Origin of the sequence: uncultured Xanthomonas sp. (genome assembly GCF_964278005.1) — a bacterium.
Lineage (GTDB): Bacteria > Pseudomonadota > Gammaproteobacteria > Xanthomonadales > Xanthomonadaceae > Xanthomonas_A > Xanthomonas_A sontii.
This window is the reverse complement of the sequence record NZ_CAXYKF010000012.1, coordinates 45,340-64,306: the sequence shown is the minus strand read 5'-3', so window position 1 is coordinate 64,306 and position 18,967 is coordinate 45,340. Positions and strand designations below refer to the sequence as shown.

24 protein-coding genes are annotated in these 18,967 nt (G+C 61.4%); 22 read left to right on the top strand and 2 right to left on the bottom strand.

All coding sequences use genetic code 11. From position 1 onward, the window contains the following. Positions 1–118: 118 nt before the first annotated feature. From ACHWVH_RS07440 to ACHWVH_RS07400, 9 genes are all read left to right on the top strand, one after another. Positions 119–775 (top strand): serine protease, encoded by a 657-nt coding sequence (locus tag ACHWVH_RS07440; protein ID WP_394686920.1) that lies wholly within the window; start codon positions 119–121, stop codon positions 773–775. A gap of 3 nt (positions 776–778) precedes the next feature. Beyond that, positions 779–1,225, top strand: coding sequence for a hypothetical protein (locus ACHWVH_RS07435; protein ID WP_394686919.1), 447 nt, complete (start codon positions 779–781; stop codon positions 1,223–1,225). Positions 1,226–1,405: 180 nt separating this feature from the next. Next, a complete protein-coding gene (locus ACHWVH_RS07430; protein WP_394686918.1) occupies positions 1,406–1,819 on the top strand; it encodes a hypothetical protein in 414 nt (137 codons plus the stop codon). A 196-nt stretch (positions 1,820–2,015) separates the two neighbouring features. Continuing rightward, a complete protein-coding gene (locus tag ACHWVH_RS07425) occupies positions 2,016–3,083 on the top strand; it encodes a DUF6708 domain-containing protein (protein ID WP_394686917.1) in 1,068 nt (355 codons plus the stop codon). Between the two features lie 280 nt (positions 3,084–3,363). Further along, positions 3,364–3,717: a hypothetical protein gene (locus tag ACHWVH_RS07420; RefSeq protein WP_295972412.1), complete on the top strand. Its 354-nt coding sequence runs from the start codon at positions 3,364–3,366 to the stop codon at positions 3,715–3,717. A 228-nt stretch (positions 3,718–3,945) separates the two neighbouring features. Continuing rightward, the gene (locus tag ACHWVH_RS07415; protein WP_148828250.1) at positions 3,946–4,299 is read left to right on the top strand and encodes a DUF2185 domain-containing protein; all 354 of its coding nucleotides are present in this window, start codon (positions 3,946–3,948) and stop codon (positions 4,297–4,299) included. 274 nt (positions 4,300–4,573) lie between these two features. Further along, positions 4,574–5,269: a DUF1963 domain-containing protein gene (locus ACHWVH_RS07410; RefSeq protein ID WP_295972415.1), complete on the top strand. Its 696-nt coding sequence runs from the start codon at positions 4,574–4,576 to the stop codon at positions 5,267–5,269. A gap of 154 nt (positions 5,270–5,423) precedes the next feature. Next, positions 5,424–5,741: a hypothetical protein gene (locus tag ACHWVH_RS07405; protein ID WP_052250829.1), complete on the top strand. Its 318-nt coding sequence runs from the start codon at positions 5,424–5,426 to the stop codon at positions 5,739–5,741. Between the two features lie 1,727 nt (positions 5,742–7,468). Continuing rightward, positions 7,469–8,005, top strand: a complete 537-nt coding sequence (locus ACHWVH_RS07400) for an Imm1 family immunity protein (RefSeq protein WP_394686916.1) — start codon at positions 7,469–7,471, stop codon at positions 8,003–8,005. Between the two features lie 637 nt (positions 8,006–8,642). Here ACHWVH_RS07400 and ACHWVH_RS07395 read toward each other — a convergent pair. Then, positions 8,643–9,947: a hypothetical protein gene (locus tag ACHWVH_RS07395; protein ID WP_043093929.1), complete on the bottom strand. Its 1,305-nt coding sequence runs from the start codon at positions 9,945–9,947 to the stop codon at positions 8,643–8,645. Between the two features lie 151 nt (positions 9,948–10,098). Here ACHWVH_RS07395 and ACHWVH_RS07390 point away from each other — a divergent pair. The 6 genes from ACHWVH_RS07390 to ACHWVH_RS07365 all read left to right on the top strand — a co-directional run bounded on the left by ACHWVH_RS07390 (position 10,099) and on the right by ACHWVH_RS07365 (position 14,172). Continuing rightward, positions 10,099–11,204 (top strand): IS3 family transposase gene (locus ACHWVH_RS07390; protein ID WP_394686915.1). Its coding sequence is split into 2 segments (ribosomal slippage): positions 10,099–10,357 and positions 10,357–11,204, totalling 1,107 coding nucleotides; the frame shifts between segments, so codons are not numbered across the junction. Positions 11,205–11,276: 72 nt separating this feature from the next. Then, on the top strand, positions 11,277–11,759 hold the full coding sequence (locus ACHWVH_RS07385) for a hypothetical protein (protein WP_043090286.1): 483 nt from the start codon (positions 11,277–11,279) through the stop codon (positions 11,757–11,759). Positions 11,760–11,858: 99 nt separating this feature from the next. Next, entirely contained in the window at positions 11,859–12,257 is a 399-nt protein-coding gene (locus ACHWVH_RS07380) for an Imm10 family immunity protein (protein ID WP_017911379.1), read from the top strand. A 657-nt stretch (positions 12,258–12,914) separates the two neighbouring features. Continuing rightward, a complete protein-coding gene (locus ACHWVH_RS07375; RefSeq protein WP_081616361.1) occupies positions 12,915–13,328 on the top strand; it encodes an ankyrin repeat domain-containing protein in 414 nt (137 codons plus the stop codon). 51 nt (positions 13,329–13,379) lie between these two features. After that, complete coding sequence (locus tag ACHWVH_RS07370; protein WP_152239789.1) at positions 13,380–13,643, top strand: hypothetical protein; 264 nt, start codon at positions 13,380–13,382, stop codon at positions 13,641–13,643. 70 nt (positions 13,644–13,713) lie between these two features. Further along, the gene (locus ACHWVH_RS07365) at positions 13,714–14,172 is read left to right on the top strand and encodes a T6SS immunity protein Tdi1 domain-containing protein (RefSeq protein ID WP_017907618.1); all 459 of its coding nucleotides are present in this window, start codon (positions 13,714–13,716) and stop codon (positions 14,170–14,172) included. A 107-nt stretch (positions 14,173–14,279) separates the two neighbouring features. Here ACHWVH_RS07365 and ACHWVH_RS07360 read toward each other — a convergent pair whose 3' ends face one another. Next, complete coding sequence (locus tag ACHWVH_RS07360; RefSeq protein ID WP_394686914.1) at positions 14,280–14,957, bottom strand: hypothetical protein; 678 nt, start codon at positions 14,955–14,957, stop codon at positions 14,280–14,282. Positions 14,958–15,276: 319 nt separating this feature from the next. Between ACHWVH_RS07360 and ACHWVH_RS07355 the strand changes: the two genes are divergently transcribed. The 7 genes from ACHWVH_RS07355 (at position 15,277) to ACHWVH_RS07325 (ending at position 18,941) form a co-directional block, all read left to right on the top strand. Next, complete coding sequence (locus tag ACHWVH_RS07355) at positions 15,277–15,639, top strand: hypothetical protein (RefSeq protein ID WP_320739972.1); 363 nt, start codon at positions 15,277–15,279, stop codon at positions 15,637–15,639. A 113-nt stretch (positions 15,640–15,752) separates the two neighbouring features. Next, positions 15,753–16,034: a hypothetical protein gene (locus ACHWVH_RS07350; RefSeq protein WP_267084900.1), complete on the top strand. Its 282-nt coding sequence runs from the start codon at positions 15,753–15,755 to the stop codon at positions 16,032–16,034. 59 nt (positions 16,035–16,093) lie between these two features. Beyond that, on the top strand, positions 16,094–16,558 hold the full coding sequence (locus tag ACHWVH_RS07345) for a hypothetical protein (protein ID WP_295909683.1): 465 nt from the start codon (positions 16,094–16,096) through the stop codon (positions 16,556–16,558). Between the two features lie 142 nt (positions 16,559–16,700). Beyond that, positions 16,701–16,961, top strand: a complete 261-nt coding sequence (locus ACHWVH_RS07340) for a hypothetical protein (protein ID WP_017911386.1) — start codon at positions 16,701–16,703, stop codon at positions 16,959–16,961. A 267-nt stretch (positions 16,962–17,228) separates the two neighbouring features. Then, positions 17,229–17,621: a hypothetical protein gene (locus ACHWVH_RS07335; RefSeq protein ID WP_295944744.1), complete on the top strand. Its 393-nt coding sequence runs from the start codon at positions 17,229–17,231 to the stop codon at positions 17,619–17,621. Between the two features lie 97 nt (positions 17,622–17,718). Further along, positions 17,719–18,165 (top strand): hypothetical protein, encoded by a 447-nt coding sequence (locus ACHWVH_RS07330; RefSeq protein ID WP_394686913.1) that lies wholly within the window; start codon positions 17,719–17,721, stop codon positions 18,163–18,165. A gap of 293 nt (positions 18,166–18,458) precedes the next feature. Beyond that, entirely contained in the window at positions 18,459–18,941 is a 483-nt protein-coding gene (locus ACHWVH_RS07325) for a DUF3828 domain-containing protein (RefSeq protein ID WP_394686912.1), read from the top strand. Positions 18,942–18,967 lie beyond the last annotated feature (26 nt).

The following is an 18,967-nucleotide window of genomic DNA, read 5'->3' as shown; positions in this document are numbered from 1 at the left end:
GCTGCTCGGCGCGGCTTGGATTAACTCAGGTGTTAGACCTCATTAGGTGGAGGACCGGCGCCGATTCATGGGAACTCTCTACAACCACCAATGGGACGCATATCTTTGGAGGTAACAGTTGTTTAATTTCAGCGCAGTTTCAAATCTCGTGTTTGCCCTGGGCCGAAATGGACCGGGGGGCGTACAGCTTCTCGGAACCGCATTCGCTCTAAACAAGCCTGGCCTCTTCGCCACCGCGTCCCATGTTGCGGGAACCGAAGGACAGAACCTTGTCCTTGCCTTTAAGCGACTTACTTCCCTTCACGATTACCAAGACACTGGAGACAACTCCATTCAGTTGTTTCCAGTTCAGATTCACGCCCTTGACCCGTTCCACGATCTCGCCGTTCTTAAGGCAGATGTAGATGGGGCATCCAATTTGATAGTTGGTGGCGCAGATGACGCGCCCGTGGGTACTCAAGTGGTCAGTTTTGGTTTCCCGCACGCGGATCACGGACGCATGGTTCTCACACAACAGGATGCGGAGATTGGAGCGCGCGTTCTTATTGCTTCTGGTGGAATTAAGGTGAAGCACTTTATTTTGAATACGCAAGCGCGACCTGGGCAGTCTGGCAGCCCAATTTTCAGAAAGACCGATGGCCGTTTGATCGGTGTAATCGTTGGCTCCTATGCACCCGGTGGCGGCGGGGGCATATCGCTAGGGGGTGTTGACCCGCACACGCTTCATCAGACGACGCACGCAGTGTCGGCTGAGTACCTTTCGAAGATGTACTAGGCCATGAACGACACAATCGAAACGCTGCTTCAAGGCGAACCTGAAAAATGGATTGCTGACCTCCCCGAATTTCAGCGCGCGGCGATCCAAGAATTGCGAGCCAATGGGGCCACTTATGACGATGTCGCGCAGGCGTGGATTACGGCATCTGCCGAGCACACGTACCGCTTCTCGGCGTCGGCTCCTGTCGGTGACAAAAGTGCGTTCCTAGATAGCTTGCGAAAAGAAGTTCGTGCATTCCTCTGCGGAGACAAAAAGTACAAGAAGGAGAGGGAAGGGTTGTTTGGAGATAAAGGCCTTGCCCGTACCTACGTCGTGAGCACCATGGCAGTAGCGATAGCGCCGTACCTTAGTGTCGCCTCGGCTGTCATTGCTCCGCTCATAGCGCTGGTCTTAGCAAGTGTCGGAAAGATCGCTCTCAACGCGTGGTGCAGTTTGCATCCTGAATAGAGGCCATAATTATGGGGGAGAACCCGGCTGGGTCAGATGGGTGAGAAGGACTGGAGTATAATTTCCTTAGGAATCACATTTTGAAATTTTACTCTACCGCCGGGTTGTATTTCAGTTTGTTAAATTCAACCGATTCCGCTTGACGGCGCGGCTTAGTTATAACTAGACCGAAGGAAGGTAATGAAAATTTTGCAAACACTTGGAAAGCACGCCGGGACTACCGAAGGGATCTTTGCTTACAAGCGAGTGAGAGATGGCGTTTACATAGATGTAACTATTGGCAATGTCAAAGGCGTTATGGCTGCGGTTTGGCTAACGCACTTGGAGTGGAGCGAAATTCTTCAAGAGATCCACTCACAACGTAAGTCGCCGTTCCGGCTCACTGGAAAAGGGCCATTCTCCAAGCCGCCGAAACAAAGCCTGTATTCGGCAATCTCTTCGGCAGTTCCAAGTCCCGCCGGTGGCTGGAACTGGCATGACTCACTTAAGGCCGCCGTTTGCGCGATCCTTGAGCACGAGGGCAGTGTTGACTTCTATCACGGCGTTCTGGGCCAAAATACCCAAATCGTTGTATGCGTGAAAGCTGATAATTAACTCCACCTATTCCTTAAAGCGAAAAACAGGGGTCAGAGTGCAATTTTATTGTGTGCAAGGCAATTTAAAGTTGGCTCTGACCCCAGTTCTGTTTGGCGTCATATGGTGCCGGACCGCGTAGCATAGACCGCTGCGTCGCTGCCTTCGAGTGCGTCAGCCGCGGGCTCGACATGCTCATCGTGAATAAACCCTGGCCATGGCCCGAACCAAGAACGACAAGCACCCTGTCTCCGGACCCAAGCCATCGGCATCGGGCCGGCCACTGGGCATGGTCGATCTCGAGTGGCTCGGCCAGGCGGCCTGCGACGAGTTCTTCAAGCTGCACGACAACGAAGTGTTCAGGGGCATCGGCGCGGGGGCGGTGCTCTTGCCGCCACACAGCGTACCGGCCAGCCGATCGCCCAACAGCGGCGGCGCGGTCATCGAGGCGTTTCCGCATGGGCTAGCGTACGGAAGCATGATGACGGTGCTCGTCGGCTATCTTGCTTTCGGAGCAATCGCCATCATTAGCCCTTTGCTCGCTTTGCTGATTCCAACGCTCTTCACAAGTTTCGATGCGTTCTCGGCTGTGTTCGGTGGAATCATGCTGTTGGCTACTACGTTCATGCTCCGCTTCGACCTCATCGGCTACCGCTACGCACCCACCCTGTTCGACCGCAACGCCGGCAAGGTTCATGTCTTCAAGGACAACACGCGTCTCTTCGGCTGGTGGCCGCTCTGGGGCGGGGGCGGCCAACACGAGATCCTCAGCTACGACTGGGCCTGCGTGCGCGCCCAGGTCGTCCGCTTCAAGACCTTCACCGGCACCGTCGCGCAGGACAACGCGGCTCTGCAGATGATCGTGCTGGCGGCGCCCGGCGACACCCGCGTGGTCGGCCAGTTCGGCCTGGGCCTGACCAGCAGCGCCATCGCGGTGCAGCCCCTGCTCGATACCTGGGAGCACATCCGCCGCTTCATGGAGCACGAAGGGCCGCTGTTCGTGGAAGGCGACGGACCCAATGAGGCCTTGTTCGAGATGCGCTTGGCGCGCTGCATCTTCTTCGGCCAGCCCTTCATCGGCCCGGGCAGTGCGGAGCATTGGAAGCACCCCGACCTGGGCGCCATCCTCTGGCAGGTCATCGCCATCCCGCTCTTTCCGCTGACCCTGCTCTACGGCCTGATCCGCTGGGCCAGTTTCCACATCAAGAGCAAGCCCGCATGGCCGCCTGAAGTGCTGGCCAGCGTGGGCGGCGCCCCCTTGCATGGCAGCGCGCTGGACGCTTAGAAAACAGGGGTCAGAGTGCATTTTTCTTGTATGCAAGGCCATTTAAAGTTAGCTCTGACGCCAGTTCTGGAGTAGACATGCTGGGTACAACAATCCACACGAGACGAATGCGTGTCGTGGTTCCGCCTACTTCATGCATTAGTCTAGTGATGGACGCGCGGTGCGGCGTCCACTTTGGACAAATCCTCATGATCGCGATCTGTGGCATGCTCGGCTACTGGCAGCAGTACTGGGGAGCGCGGTCCATGCTTCACCCATTCCTTGGCACCAACGCCTAACGATGATGCAACCCGAAGCCGCCGCGCGGTGCGGTTCAATTCAGGTGCCAAGCCCCGAGAACATGTCTATGCAGCCGGCGAAGATTTCCGTACTTGCTCTGCTGGTTCTTGAAGCAAGTCTGGTCATTTCAACGGTGGCGTCCCTCCTCCTGCGCGATGTCCCTGTGGTGCCTGTTGCGTTCGCCGTGCTTGGGGTTGGCTCGTTCCTGGCGCTTCTGATCTCGGTTCCGGCAGCGTGGTACTCCGTGGCCACGGATCGCTCAACTCGCTCGGCGCCTTACTTGTCGACCGTCGTCGTCGGTAGTCTCCTGATTACCTCTTTCATCGTGCTGCCGTTTCTGGGCGGCGGCGTGTAGCAGTGGGCACACCAAGCCCGGAGGCTTGAGGCCTGACGACCGGTCTTGGTGACACCCAGAGACCAGCGACGCCAGCAAGATCCAAGACAGAGATCTATGGCATGCTCGCGCCCATGCGGCAGTGCTGGTGAAGCGCAGTCGATGCTTCACCACCTCTGGCACCACCGTCCAACTATTCATTCAACCGGCCCTGCTTCGCGGTGTCGCCCAATCCAGGTGTCAGGACGCATGACCAAGCAGTTCCGACTCTCGCAAGATCAGATCGAGCCAATGGCCGAAGGCTACGGCGGCTGTATTGCCACCGACAGGATCACCGTCGACGGTGATTCCGTGCGCTTCATGTACCGCGAAGCGCCGGACAACGACATCGATAGCGGTTGGCGCTTCATGTCAGGCTCCGAAGACGATGCGTACATGGACAACCCAGCCAACCATGCCGTCTATGACGTCAACACGATCGCCAACTACGACCCGAGCATTATTCCGTTTCTGGACGCCCCGGAAGGCAGCGCATTTGAAAAGCTCCCGGAGTCGGAGCAGTTCATCGCGGTGACAAACTGGACGCCGGAGGATGAGCCCTGACAGTTGATTCAAACCGCCTCCAGATCGTGGCGCGGTTTAACTGTAGTGCTAGTGACAATGGGCAATCCTCCGCTCGTCCACATGGTTGGGCCAGTGTGGCGGGGCGGCGCAAACTCGGAGTCCGATCTCCTGGCGCCTTGGTATCGGCGTAGCCTAGAGGTTGCGGCACAGGATCGGAGGGCACCTGTCTTGGAAATGCCCACTGATCCTTGTTCTACTGGAAGTAAAGCCAGTAAACACGGCTCGGCCTAGATGAAGCGCGGAAGACGCACACGTGACGACGACAGCTGACGACCTCAAAGCTCAACTCGCCCGCTCGGGTGTCATCCTGGAGATCGGGGGATTCCGGCCGCCCGACGATCCCCTGGCAAGTTGGTTCGGTCGCGTGAACGTCTGCGCGTCGGGCGAGACATGGCCGGAGACGGCGGGACGGCCGATGCATGCGCTGTGTCAGATCAACGTCAGCGAATTGCCGCTGCGGCCGGCCCGCCTCGCGGATATCGCACTGCTTACGGTGTTCATCGGTCCCGATACGCTCCCGGTCGATACGCCCAACGGGGAAGGGTGGTGTCTGCGGGCCTATGAGCGGCTCGATGCACTGGTCCCGCTGGCGCCACGGAATACCGATTCGCCCATTAGCGCATTTCCGATGCGGCCGCATGTCTTTCATGACGACTACCCGTGCTGGGAGGATGCGCCGATGGATCTGCCAGCAGATATCGAAGCGCACTACCACGATCTCTTCCGGAACCTGGATGGATTCAAGCTGGGGGGATGGCCGACGCTGATCCAGGCCGAGATCTTCTGGGCACCTTTCAAGCGCCATCCCGCATCACCGGAGTTCGTCTTCCAGATCGACTCCACGGACAAGGGGCACTGGATGTGGGGCGACGGCGGCGTCGGCTACTTCGGCCGCGGAACAGCACCAGGAAAAGAAGACGAATGGGCGCTTGCGTGGCAATGCTACTAGCGGCGTCCGGTGGAGAAGGCTGCGAGACCAGGTGCGCAGTTGATCGAGTGATGCATCAAGCGAAGTCCTAGCCAGACTGCGCGCTATTGTGCGCAGTGCGCCGACAGGTCTACTCTGATCCAGCTGTCTGGTCGATCACATTAGGGGGTGTGATATGAAATGTGGACTGCTGTCGTTGATCCTGCTGGCGGGCCTTGTGGCATGTCACTCCGCGCCGTCGCCGCGGCCGGCCGTCGCACATGGGGATGGCGCATCGCCGGACCGTCCCGTCGATCTGTCTGCGGCGCATAGCGAAGGCGCGGGCATCGCCGCGCAACGCACATGGCTCGATCAGCACTACCCCGGCGCGCGCATCAAATCGCAGTCGCTGTTGTTTGAGCCGTCGGCCATGGACCTCATCACGATCGTGCTGCCCTCGGGCGAGGAGCGCAAGGTCTACTTCGACATCTCTTCCTACTTTGGTAAGTGGTGAGCGGTGCGATGCATGTCGTGCAGGTATTTGTGATCGGACTCCTGGCGCTGGTTGCGTGTGCCGGATCGGCCTTCGTCGTGGCGGTCGTCGTCCCATCCCGCCTGGTGTTGTGGTTACGTCGACCACGACCTTCCTATGCCTGCTTTGCGTCGACTGGTTCCTGTGGGATGGATTGGAACCGGACGCGGTCACGTCGCAGAGGGGAAATAGGGGTCAGAGTGCAGTTTTCCTAGAAAGTCCGCTCTGATATCCGGTTCTCCTTGCACGCCTGATAGTTATGGTGCGAACCCGAGCAAGAGCCGCCCAGCCATTGACTGCGGATCAATGCCTCGGCGAGGATCACGCCATCCCGCATCCTCGCGGTCCGTCAGGCTAGGGGCATGGAAGAAAAACGGTATTCGAAGCTAGGAACAGCTCTTCATTGGATGGGGTTGGTCGCGGCTCCTCTCTCTGTTTGGGGCGGCCTTATCGCAAACGCAGCCTTGGCGCCCGGCGTCAGCCTCTCTACAGGGCTTGCGGCGTGGATGGGCGTCTTTGTCATGACAGTGCTTCCCGTCCACCTCATTGCGTACGCCACAACGTTCGCTTTCATGAGAGACAGGCTGCGTCTGAAGTACCCGACTCTCGTTGTGGCGCTCCTCACATCCGTCGCCGCCGTCGGGATCGCTTTTTCACAGGGAGGCAATCCATTCCAAGCGGTATTTGGTGCCTGGTATACACCCTGCTTCGTGATTGCATATGCCGTTGCAGCGGGATGCCCAAGCTCCGTGCAAGGAGATGGCTCGCAAAAGTCTGGCATCTCCATCAGGGCGGCCTCGTGATATCACTACGGAAATAGGGGTCAGAGTGCACATTTTATTGAGGAAATTAGGGGTCAGAGTGCACATTTTCTTGTGTGCTACACCTTTATAGTTCACCCTGACCCCCAGTTTTAACATGCCAATTTCATGGCAACTCAAACCTGGACAAAGAAAGAATACGTGGAGTGCCTGAAGCACGAACGCCACTTGTTCGCGCGGGTTCTTCGCTCTTACGGGTCATAATCACCGGCGGACGCTGACAACGCGGCAGTTGCACGCTATCCATACGAGGAGCCAAATGATCTACACGGGCTCATCTTTCATGACGAGGCATGGCACTGGGCCATGCTTCGCATCCACGGAGAAGTTCACTGGCTTGCCAATCCTCAGCTTGAGTCTCCGCCGCAGGAATACCTTGATGCATCATCGTCGCTGGAGCCTAACAGTGGTCCCTAACAGTTCACTCAAGCCGACGCCGAAGTCGCTGCGTGGGTCCGCTTAGTTCAGGCGCTAGGTGCCACGTCAGATGCTTAGCCAGCTTTGGGAATCATGGCAGTTCAACCTCGGACTCGGCTTGGCTAGCCTCGGCGCTGGGCTGCTGGTAGTGTCGCCGTGCCTGCTCGTCCCGTCTTGGCGTCGCAAGCTTCTTCGGTCGAACTTAGATATCGAGGGAGTCGGTCTCATTGCGCTGACGGTCGCGCTTGCTGCAGTCGGCTGTTACAACTACATCAGTGCCGGAAACGGCAGCTGACAGTTCCATTCAGGCCGAACCGGCTTCGCTGATTGAGATAATTTAAGCGTTAGGTCACATGAAGAAGATTTTCGCAAACCTAGTAACAGTGCTCGGCGTGCTATTCTCGCTGACCGGGCTATTCGGCACGCCAATAGTACTGCATCAGCTTCCGATCTCCTTGATGTTGCCAAGTGATGGAGAGACCTCCCATCAATACCTTCGGGCGGTCCCTGCCGAGCTACCCTGGTCGGAATATCTGCCATACATTTTTATCCTTTTGGGGAGCGCAATGCTTGTTGCTGGCATACTTTTGCGCCGAAAAATTCGTGCACTGCGGTGCAACTAGTTATTCAAGCGGAAGCTGCCTCGCGGTTCGGTTTAAATCAGGTGTTAGTCCTTATATGTTGAGTTGCGCTAACTGTCGGGAGGTCTGGGAATCGGCTCCAAATGGGTCGTCTCTTTGCGCTCTCATCAACGGCGACATCGGCTGGCTTATGTTCTTGCCTTCGTCTGAAGATCCAGGCTTCAGTTCTCGCAACCCTTCCTATTCCGGACCGCTTGACGAAATGATCGAATACAGGCTCTTCAATGGCCAAGTCGATTTATATCCAGCTTCATGGGCGCTGCCGCTCGCAACGATTGAGCGAGCCTTCGCCTCCTTCCGGGACACGGGAAAGCCCCCAACTTTCGTCCGCTGGCACAACGACTCCGGTGATGCTTTAGAAGTCTGATCACCGGTCTAGGAAAAAGAGTCAGTAGGAAAAAGAGTCAGAGTGCACTTGTCTTGAAAATGCACTCTGACCCCAGTTCTCTCACCAGTTCTCTCAGTTGAGGATCGGTCTCGTCGGCCGACTTGCGGGTATAGATGACGCAGCGCATGGGGATCTCCGGCAAAAGAATGGGAGCACGCTCAGCACCTGCTGCGCGTGCGCTCAGATCTCTTTTTGCTGTTCAAATCCACGCCGTGAAGGCGACATGCGACGCGTTCGGACATCTATGCGACGTTGACGTGGTCGAACCGGATACTACCTCAGCGCGCCCGGGCTTGAGCCAGGCGGCGCCGATCGCCGAGCAGACGCTTTTCCGGCACTGGCCGTTGTTTTCGCGCGACGCTGCCAGCCGCGCCGCATCCCCCCGGCCGCCTGGACCGATGTGCTGGCCACGGCTCTCCTTTGCCGTGCCGCATCGGCCCATGCCGACAAGGTCCTCGAACACGAGCGACTGGCGGGGGCGCAGCGCCTGCTCGATTAAGCGGCACGGCTCGCCGCTGCGGCGGCTCCTGCGGCGGGTTCTGGTATGCCGGCTGGACAACTTGATCTGCGCGCGATGCGCTAGTGATAGAGCCGGTAGAGGTGCAGCGTACTGGAATCAGTACAGCCGTAGGCCTAAGTCCACGATCTTGCCAATCGGACTGAAAACCAGCGCGCCGCACCGGCCCGGTTCGACGCCCGCATAGGAAGCGCTCTTGACGATGCCGTAGGCAATGTTTCCATAGTGGACCGGCCCGCCACTGTCACCACGAAAGCACGCCAAGTCGTCCCCCACTACCACCTTGTAGGCCAGGGGGTCACAGACCTGTCCGTTGCACTCCTTACTGCTAAAGCTCGCCGTGCTACTCGACACGACGCCGCACGTCCAACCGGTCTGCAAGCCCCTGTGGCATACCCGATCTCCAGCTACGGCGGCTGCGGCCGAGAGGATCGCCACACCGCAACTGGAACAGGTGTCCCTCGCAAAGACTTCTCCAAGTGGGCGGTAGCCCAGAACTGGGAAAGAAAACCATGCCAAGTCGTGTGTCGCGTCGAAAATCCGGTCCTCGTAAGTCAGCTTCGCGGTGACCTGTACGCCGCTTGCCGCATCCGACCAGTTTCCGTACATGAGGTTCTTGCCACAGTGCGCCGCGGTGACCAGGCCCCAATTGGTGTTGTCCTTGTTCCGCACGATGAAGCCGCCGGTGCACTGGTGCTCGTTGTCCAGATTGAGGATCTGCGAGCCGCCCCGCACATAGGGGGACTGGGTCGTTGCCAATGGCGCACTCTGTGTCGGCAACGTTGAGCTGGACGATGGCTCGGGCGACTCTTGTGGTTCTGATTCCATGGGGCCCGGCAGGAACTTGAACCTGACAGGCACGCCGAGCTGGCGACTCAGCGCTGCGTTCTCCGCTTCGTAGGCAGCTTGCTCCTCCGCAGGGACGAAGACGTAAAGCACGATCGCAGCATCCACTTCATCGATACCCGTGCCCTGCAAGCCGGGCACCTGCTCCTGCAGGCGTGCTTGGTTCGCCGCCAGGATGGCGCTGATCTCGTCTAGCGTCTTGCCGGACACCAGCGTGAACTTGACCGGGATGGTTCCGTGCGGCGTGGACAACTCATGGATAGCGGGTAGCGGACCCTGCTTGAGCCGCAGCACGAGCTTGAACCCGTCGCGGCTATCGTCCCAATACGAGGTATCGAGACGGTCGGCATAGTCCGCTTTGAAAGCGTCGATCTCCGACCGGGCAAGCACCTGCCTGAGCTCCAAGCGCCGCGAGGCTTCCGCTTCAGCCACGTGATTGTCCTTTGCGTAGCTGCGGGAGATGACCTCCAACTGGTCCAAAGGCTTGGCATCCTGAGCCTGAGCAGTACTGGACAGCGCCATTGCGCAGGCTGCGACGAAAAGCCACGTGTGTGTCATCGTTTGATCCTCCTTGAATTTTGTTCCTGAAGGGCAGCTCCATCTATTTTTCTTGTCGCGTATGCCTGTGTCAAACCGACGCCCCGACGTCCCCCGGTTTTGAGTAGCAGGGCGATTTGGAGTCCAATCCCCAACGAGACGGAGATTGGACGTGAAGAAGCGCTTTACCGAAGAGCAGATCATCGGCTTCCTGCGTGAGGCCGAAGCCGGCGTGGCGGTGAAGGACCTGTGCCGGCGGCACGGATTCAGCGAGGCCTCCTACTACCTGTGGCGAAGCAAGTTCGGCGGCATGAGCGTGCCGGAGGCCAAGCGGCTCAAGGAGCTGGAGGCGGAGAACACGCGGCTGAAGAAGCTGCTGGCCGAGCAGTTGTTCGAGAACGACGTTATCAAGGACGCCCTGCGAAAAAAGTGGTGACCGCACCGGCGCGCAGGATGCTGGTGCGGCAGCTGATGGAGCGCGGGCTCACGGAGCGTCGGGCGCTGGCCGTGGTGCGGATGAGCGCCAGCGCGCTGCGCTACGTCCCGCGTCCGGATCGCAACGTCGAGCTGCGCGAGCGGATCCTGGCGCTGGCGCAGCGGCACAAGCGCTACGGCGTCGGGATGATCTATCTGAAGCTGCGGCAGGAGCAGTGGCCGGTGAACTACAAGCGGGTGGAACGGCTGTATCAAGAGGCCAGGTTGCAGGTGCGCCGGCGCAAGCGGAAGAAGGTGCTGCTGGGCGAGCGCCAGCCGTTGCTTCGGCCTGAAGCCGCTAACCAGGTCTGGTCGATGGACTTCGTGTTCGACCGCACCGCCGAGGGCCGGGTGCTCAAGGCCCTGACCATCGTCGACGATGCCACGCACGAGGCGGTGGCGATCGAGGTGGAGCGGGCTGTCTACGGTCACGGCGTGGCCCGGGTGCTGGATCGGCTGGCACTGACACGGGGTCTGCCGCAGGTGATCCGCACCGACAACGACAAGGAGTTCTGCGGCAAGACGATGGTGACGTGGGCTCACGAGCGCGGTGTGCAGCTGCGCTTGATCCAGCCAGGCAAGCCGAACCAGAACGCCTACATCGAGAACCTCAACGGCCGCCTGCGCGACGAGTGCCTCAACGAACACTGGTTCCCGACGCTGCTGCACGCCCGCGCCGAGATCCAGACCTGGCGACGGGAATATAACGAGGAGCGACCGAAGAAGATCTTGGGCGGCCTGACCCCGGCCGCCTATGCCCAACAGCTAGCGGCCAAAGCCGCTACGATGAAACCCGGACTCTAAAGAGCCCCGTTACTGAAAGCGGGGGGACGTCGAGGTTATGCAACAATGCGCCTAAGCCGCTGGAGAGAAAGTATGAAAAAGCATCTCGCCGTACTGCTGCTGATCGTGGGCCTTGTCTGTAATGCGCCCACGCTCGCCCAATCCTCCAAGTCGCCCTTTCTCGGAAAATGGGTGCTCGATGTCGCGAGCATGCCGGCGCCGCCCGCGCAGCGGCCGAAAAGCGCCTCGCTCACCTACAGCGATGTGGGCAAGGGCAAGTGGCAGACGAATGCCGACATCGTCGGTGGCGATGGGCATGACATCCATGCCGTCGCCATTTATCCGCTAGACGGAACCGCAGTCCCAAGCAAAGGCTACCCGACGGTCGACACCACGGCCGTATGGCTGCCGGCGCCGAACGTGATGGTCGCCGCCTTCTACTTGAAGGGAATGCCGCGCACGACGCGCACTTACACCGTCGCCCCTGATGGCAAGACGATGACCGAAACCGTGGTCTGGTTGAACATCAACGGCGAGCCGGCGATCACGATGAACCGCTTCAACCGTGCTGAATAGCCTATGCGGAAAATACGGCTCAGAGCGCGCTTTCTTGGGAGTTCGCTCTTGGCCTTCTTCTAATCTGTGGAATATGGCGAATGAGGAGCGAGCATCGGCATGTCGTCATTCGTACTTCAAGCGAGAAGCATCGCTGTAGAACACCCAGAGGGGGAGTGCCATCTTGTCGGCTTCGCCGACCAGGCGCTCGATACCACGACCTATCTCCTGCTCCAGCGTGCATTCTCGTTCGACGAGCAGGACGTGGCGTTGAGGATGGACACCTATCATGTCGAATGGTGCGGCCAGGAAACCTCGGGCTACGGCGGCGTCTCCCAGTTTCTGCTCAGCCCTGGCCACGCGCGGATTACATTCGTTCCAGATTCGCCGGTGGCACTGGCTGGTTTGGGGATTCTCACGGTCGTGTTCCAGTTGACACCGCCGGAGTACCTGACATTGCAGGCTGCCCTTCGTTGCATATTCGCGGGAAGCGGTTGCCTCTTGGTGACCGATGCTTAAAGTGTCGTATCCGACCCGTACTCGTTCGCGGGCTTGATCGTTCGGCATTAACGGCAAAGGAGGGCTAGATGCTACTTGCCCTTATCACTGCGCTTTTCCTGGCCGCGTCCTCCGCCGTGGCCAGCAGTACGATGTGGGCGTTCTAAGCGCCGCCCGGCGCACCAGTGCCGGATCTGGAATTTCTCGGCTACGACAAGATTGGTGGGATCCTCATTCAAGACAAGAATGGGCCAGGCAATCTTCCACAAGGTTCCTACAAAGTCGTTGCGTTGGATCAGAGCGCTAGCAGGATCGACCTGACCTACACCGATCCAGGCGATCCCTCGCTTCCACCGAGCTTCAAGCTAAGGGGAGCAGGGCCGGACACGACCTGGACCATGCGCGGTAGGATGTACAAGGGAAAATTAAGTTGTGAGGCATGGTGAGCCATCCGCGACCGCCTGGTCGTCAACCAGCGCTGTGCCGCTGAGCTGAAGGCTGGGACTGGCGCCTCTCTGAACCAGGAACCTGTTGGCGGCCTGTGCGCACTGGGCGGTCGTTTGGAGAAGCCGTAGTGAAGAGTATTGATTGGAGTCATGTGGTTCCGTCCTATAGACTGGAACTTATTCAAACCAACGACAGTTCGTGCGGATCGAGTCAAAAGAGGCAACTTGCAACATGAAAAGGGTCTCTCTACTCGCCGTGTTGGCGCTCAGCGTGTTGCCACCCGCCGTCGATGCCAAAGACCTCTTCGCCAAAGATCGCTGCAAGGCCGCGTACGAGTATCACTTCCTCAATAGGGCCGTGGCGTTCGAGGATTGGACAGGGGTAGAAATTTTGCTTGAAGGAGGCGCAGACCCAAACGGCCGTGGCTATGCGCAGATCACGGAGTGCGTTCGCCTTCCAGGCGAGTTCAGCTCCCCACTCGCACTGGCAGTGAGGAATGGCAACGCTGACCTCGTTCGCTTGCTACTGAAATATGGGGCAGATCCTAATCTTCCGGAAGGAGAGTCGGTGACCCCAACGGGAATTGCACGCGGCATGGCTTCTCCGGCCATCCTGCAACTGCTGCTTGAGCATGGCGGAAGATAGGCGCAGTGCCTTGTTCGTGCGAGATCGCATCAATCTGCCGCTAACGGACGCATGACCACATTCCAATTCCAACCCCGCTGGAAGGAAGAACTCGTCTGCACTGGCCCGGGCGGCGAGTTCGTACTGGATTTCCCGATGGGCGTGCCGACGGTCTACGTGCCCACCGAACATGCCTGGGCGCAGAGTGCACCTGCATGGGCGTGCGACCTGTGGCCGGTGTTCAAGGCCGAGCTGGAAGCCTGGTGCGAGGGGCGCGACGTACAGTTTTTCCTGGATGGATCGGCCAGGTGCTATGGCGCCATCGCCAAGGCCTAGGTGAACATGCTGACAGCAGGCGGATGCACGTGGCTTGGTATCCTGGCGCGCCATCGCTGCAAGGTCTCCAATGAGCCAGAGCACAGAGCGCGCTGACACGACGAACGTCCCGCTGTACCACCTGATCGTGCCGGAATCGCACGAGATGCTCGGCCCGTGGGCGGACGCATTCCCGGCGTATACCGCTGTGGTCGGCTACTCGAGTCTCGGCCACTTCTTTCTGCACGACCCGGCCAGCCAGGATTACGCGGTGCTGCACCCGTTCAAGGCCGCCGGCAAGTCCTATGGCGCGCACGCCTCCACCGAGGCATTCGAGGCGGCCATCCTGCGCGATCCGGGCTTCGAGGCGTACGTGTTGCGCGGCGACCACGTGCGGGCGATCGCGGCGCGTCTTGGCCCGTTGAAGCCCGGGCAGATCTACATCCCGCAGCCGTATCCGACGCTGGGTGGAACGGAAGCGCCCGAGACGTACGACAAGGGGGATGTATGGGTCTTTGCGGACCTGGTCGCGCAAAGCGTGGGGTTGTGACGCAAACTGGATTGAAGCCGCGGGACGCGATCTTCCAAGCGAGAACCCAGGCGGCACTGGATCGCCGCCTGGATCAAACGCAACGCCAGCACCGCAGAGACCGCGCCTCAGTGCTTCGCCGCCTTGCGCCGGTACACGCCATTGAAGCTGACGTTGGCGCCACCGCACTCCAGGTTGTCCGAGGCCACCAGCAGGTCGCCGACCAGCTGCAGGCGGACCTTGCAGTCGTCCTGGCTGAGTTCAAGCCGATTGCCTTCGGGAAAGCCGCGCGCGGTGACGGCGCCAAGGTGCGGCCCACCAGGCGCTTGATCTGGGGTCGGGTTGGCGCTGGGCCAGTAGGCATCGCCGTTGGCGGTGATGGTGCCGTCGCCGTTGGCGATCAGTTGCAGTTCGTTGTCGCCGTCGTGCCACTGGCCGACCCAGGCCTGCGGCTTCGGTGCGGCCGTCGCCGGCAGCGGCTGCACGCTCGACGCTGCCACCCAACCGGCGCTGCCGCCGACCTTGTTGGGGTAGAACGCGCAGACGAAGCCGCCCTGGCGCTGCGCCAGGATCACGGTGTCGTCCTTGACCACATAGGCGCGCTGCCGGCACGCGGCCTCGCCCTTGGCCGGGCAACCGTCGTCGTCGTTGAGCAGGTACAGGCGCGGCACTGCGACCTTGGCGAGCGAGAACCCGGCCGTACTCATGGGGAAGCCGCCGTTGCGGCACATCGCCGTGTCCTCGTCCGGCGCCGCGTAGGCCAGTGCGGGAACCGCCAACAAGGCGAGCAGCCAGGTCTTGTGCATCACAGTCGCTCCAGAGGTGGGGCAATAGTGTGGTGCATGCCGGGTGAACCGGTGGCGAGCGAATCAGTAGGTGAGGACATCATGCTGCCCGCTGGACACCGTCGCTGTGGTGCGTGGCGTGGCCTCCGTAACCCATGCGCGCCGGCCAGCCGCAGCGACGCCGAGGAACACCTCGACCAGTAAGGTGGCTGCCATCAGGCACGCCGTGGGGATGCCTTGCCGCGGTCCAGATTTCAGAGGGTGGTGGAATGGCAGTGAAGTACCGGGCGGGCGATGTCTTCGCGATCCCGTCGGATGCTGGAACGTACGCGCCTGCCAAGTGCTGTGGGCGCCGCGGGGCGACTATCGCAAGGTGGTCGGCTTCTGTGTGCTGGAACAGCAGGCATCGGAACCGACGCTTGGCGCGTCGCCGACACGGCCGCTGCCGGTGCGCGATGGCGACAAGGACATCCGGTTGCTGTTCACCGGCACCCAGAAACTCAGGAGCGGCGAATGGCAGATCGTCGGCCGCGCGCCGCTGCCCCAAGACGCCGGGGAGTTGCTGACCTTCCACATCGCCGGCGCCCTGCACGAAGACGACACCTTCGCGCGGATGCTGTCGGTGGACGAGTACGCGCGCTATCCGTCGATGTCGGTGCTCGGATTCGAGCTGGTGCAGCGGCTGCTGAGCGACAGCCGGTGATCGAGGGCGCCGGCCGTTGACGGACAGTGCCCGCTCGACGAGCATCGCATGCAGCCTCGGCGCAGGGGCGAGGCCAACGCCGCACATCACTTCTGTCTGGATCAGGTGACACCATGCCCGCAAGCCTGTTGACCGAGGTCGTCCTGCGCCCGCTGGTCGAGATCGTTCTCTACGGTCTGTGCTATGTCGTCGGCATGCTCGTGGTGCCGACGTTCTCGTTCGGCTACTACAGTGTCGAACCGTGGAGCAGCAAACGGCGCAGCAAATCCGGCAAGCGCAGCGCGTACCTGGCCCCACGCGTGGTCTCGGCCGACGCGGCGGCCTTCTGGGGCGGGTTTGCCCTGGTGGGCTTTGGGCTGTTGGGCTATGCGCTGTGGCAGGCAGCGGGGACTTAACCCCGAAGCGGCCACACAGCGCTACGCTTGCTGTCGACTGCAACGGATTGCACCTACTCATGCCTCACTCGGCCACCTGCTTCACCACGCGTTACACGCTGTCGACCTTGCGCGATCAGATCGACGAGCGCCCCGAACTGGTGATGGCGTTGGAGTGCATGATCGAGGTGGAAGAGGAGCACTTCCCGGACCCACCAACCCTCGCGGCGCTGTCGCATCTGGCGCAGTGCTCGGCATGCCAGGCCTGGAGCGCCGCCTGGATGGACGCGCAGTTCCCGGAGCGGGTGGCGTGGCGCGAGCGAATCGCACGCTACTGCTGCAGCAGCATGTTCGCGGCGGTGACCAAGCCGGACAGGATCGTGCGGATCGGCTTCGAGTTGTTCCGTGGCGAGGATCCGACTTGGTACCTCAATGATGCGATCTGTGTGCAGTTCTGTCTGTGGTGCGGGCAGCGCCTGCCCGATCGTCCGTTCGAGTCGGATCTGGAGCCGGAGGCGGAGCCGGAGCCGGAGCAAACACCGTGAGGCTGTGCCGCCGCTGCGTCGCCACGACGGCGGCAGGGCTGCCGCGACGGTCGATCGCCCTGTGGCGGCTCAACCGGCTTGCGGATCCGTCGCACGACCACGCTGCTTGCCGCGTGGCGATGTCGGCGCTTGGCGGTGTGCGATGAAGCAGCGCCTGCTCGCCCTCGCGATCGCGCTGCTGTCCGCCGGTTGGGTGCTGCCGTTGTGGTGCGGTGTCGAGGCGTGGCTGACGTTCTGGCAACGCGGGGGTACAGCGTCGTTGCAAGGTGGTCCTCCCGGCGACTCGTTTCCGTACCTGGCCTTCGCCTCGGCCTGCAGCAAGGTCGCCAGCGTCTGGCTTGCCGTCGCAATCGGCATCTGGGCGTATCTGGGCGCGCGTGCCTGTCTACGACAGATGCGATGAGTTGTCATGCGCCCGTGCTGCAATGGGTCCGGCCGGTCGCTGCACCACGGTGTCGGTCCCCGGTGGCAGGGCGCTGCGAGAGATGCCCATGTGCCGCAGACGGCGATGCCGGCCGCCACCGGGTTGCATGACGTGCCGCACCGTTGTCCACCTGGGCGGCCGTGCATGCGTTACCTTCCTGGACCGCCCATCCGCGCCTGCGCGCCATGACGCAGCCGCCCCGATGCGCGCGTCCGCCCCCCGATCGTTCGAGAGTCAAGCTGCCGCATGCATCCTGTCATCCATTTCCGCTCCCGTCTGCTCGAGGTGAGCGCCGAGCCGGAGAATCCGATCAATCCGATCCGCGGCAGCTCCCTGCTGGACTGGCTGCGCGTGCGTGTGGGCGACGCCATGGTCCTGTCCGAGCCGGACCCGGAGGACTGGGGCTGGGCCTCCGAAGCCGAATGCCAGGGGCGCACCTACCTGGTCGGCGCCTACGCCGAGGAAGAGGTCGATGGCAACCATACCTGGATGCTGCAGATCGAGAAGGAGCGCTCGTTCTGGGAGCGGCTGCTCGGCCGCCATGCGATGCGCGACGACGATCCGTGCTTTGCGCGGCTGCATGCGCTGATCGCGGCCGAACCGCGGTTCACCGACGTGGTGGTGGAACGCGAAGCCTGACTGCCTGTAGGGCTGCGCGACGCGATGGCGCGGACTGCAGCACACGCGCCATCGCGCTTGGGTATGCTCGGCGGTCCCTCTCCATCCGCGTGCCACCATGCCGATCCGTACCCTGTCGCTGTTTCCGTTGCTGCTGATCGGCACCTCGCCCGAGCTGATGGCGGCGCCCAGGCATTGCCTGCCGTATGGCCCGACTCAGGTCACCCTGTCCGGTACTCTGGCGCCGTCGCCCACCGACGCCGCCGCGCCTGCTGTCCCGCACACGCATACGCATCCGGACGCCGCTACCGGTGCGGCAGCGACCCAGGAAGAGGTACTGATCCTGCCGCAGCCGCTGTGCGTGGCGGCGTCGGCGGATGGGCGCCAGCCGCGGCACGAGCAGGTGCGCCAGTTGCGGCTGGCGGTCACCGCAGACCAGGCCGCACACCTGCGCGAAGAAGGTGTCGGCCAGGTGGTGAGGGTGACCGGAACCCTGGCGCATGCGCCGATCGGGCCGGATGCACCGCCGCTGCGCTTGAGCGTGCTCGGGGTGGACAGCGACTGAAGGATGCCCTGGTGACGCGCTTTCGCTGCGATTTAGCGGCATGTGTCGTGGCCTTGTAGGAGCGGTTTCAGCCGCAACGGGAATTCCCGGTAAAGCCTGTCGCGGCCGAAGCCGCTCTACGTGGTTGGAGTTCCGGTGAGCTTGGATGTCTCCCGTTACCTAGGCATCTGGTTGCTGCGGCCACGCCAGCCGCTGGCGCACGCGGCAGCGCTCGCATTGACGCCGCGCAGCCACTGGTCGAGGATCGCGATGCCGCATCTGGCGGCCCGAGGTGGCAACGATCCATGAGGGGAATGCGCGTTCTGTGTGCGATAAGTCTGTGGCTGAGCGCGTTCGCCGCCATCGCGGGCGAGTCGCCGGCGCGCACGGTCCAGACGTTCTATGCCTGGGCGATCGCGCCCAAGCACGCCGATGGCGACGTTGCGCAGGTGCGGCATCTGCTGGGGCGGGAATTGTTCGCGGCGCTGGAGGCGCAGCGCGCCTACGAGGCAGCCTGCGCCAAACTTGTGCCCGCAGACGTCAAGCCGCACATGCTCGACCAGAGCCCGTTCTTCCTGTGGCCGGACCAACCGACGGCGTTGGTCTCGACGACCGCGCAAGTCACCGGCGACGCCGCGCAGGTGCGCGCCCGGCTGGCCATCGATGACCAGCAGTGGACGGATACGTTGGTGCTCGGTCGCCAGGACGATCGCTGGGTGATCCTCGACATCGCGTGGCAGGAAGGCACGCTCACCCAGCGCCTGGCCGCATTCGCCGCGCAGCGCTGCGCGCCTTGATGGCAACGACGCAGACGAGGGAAGGC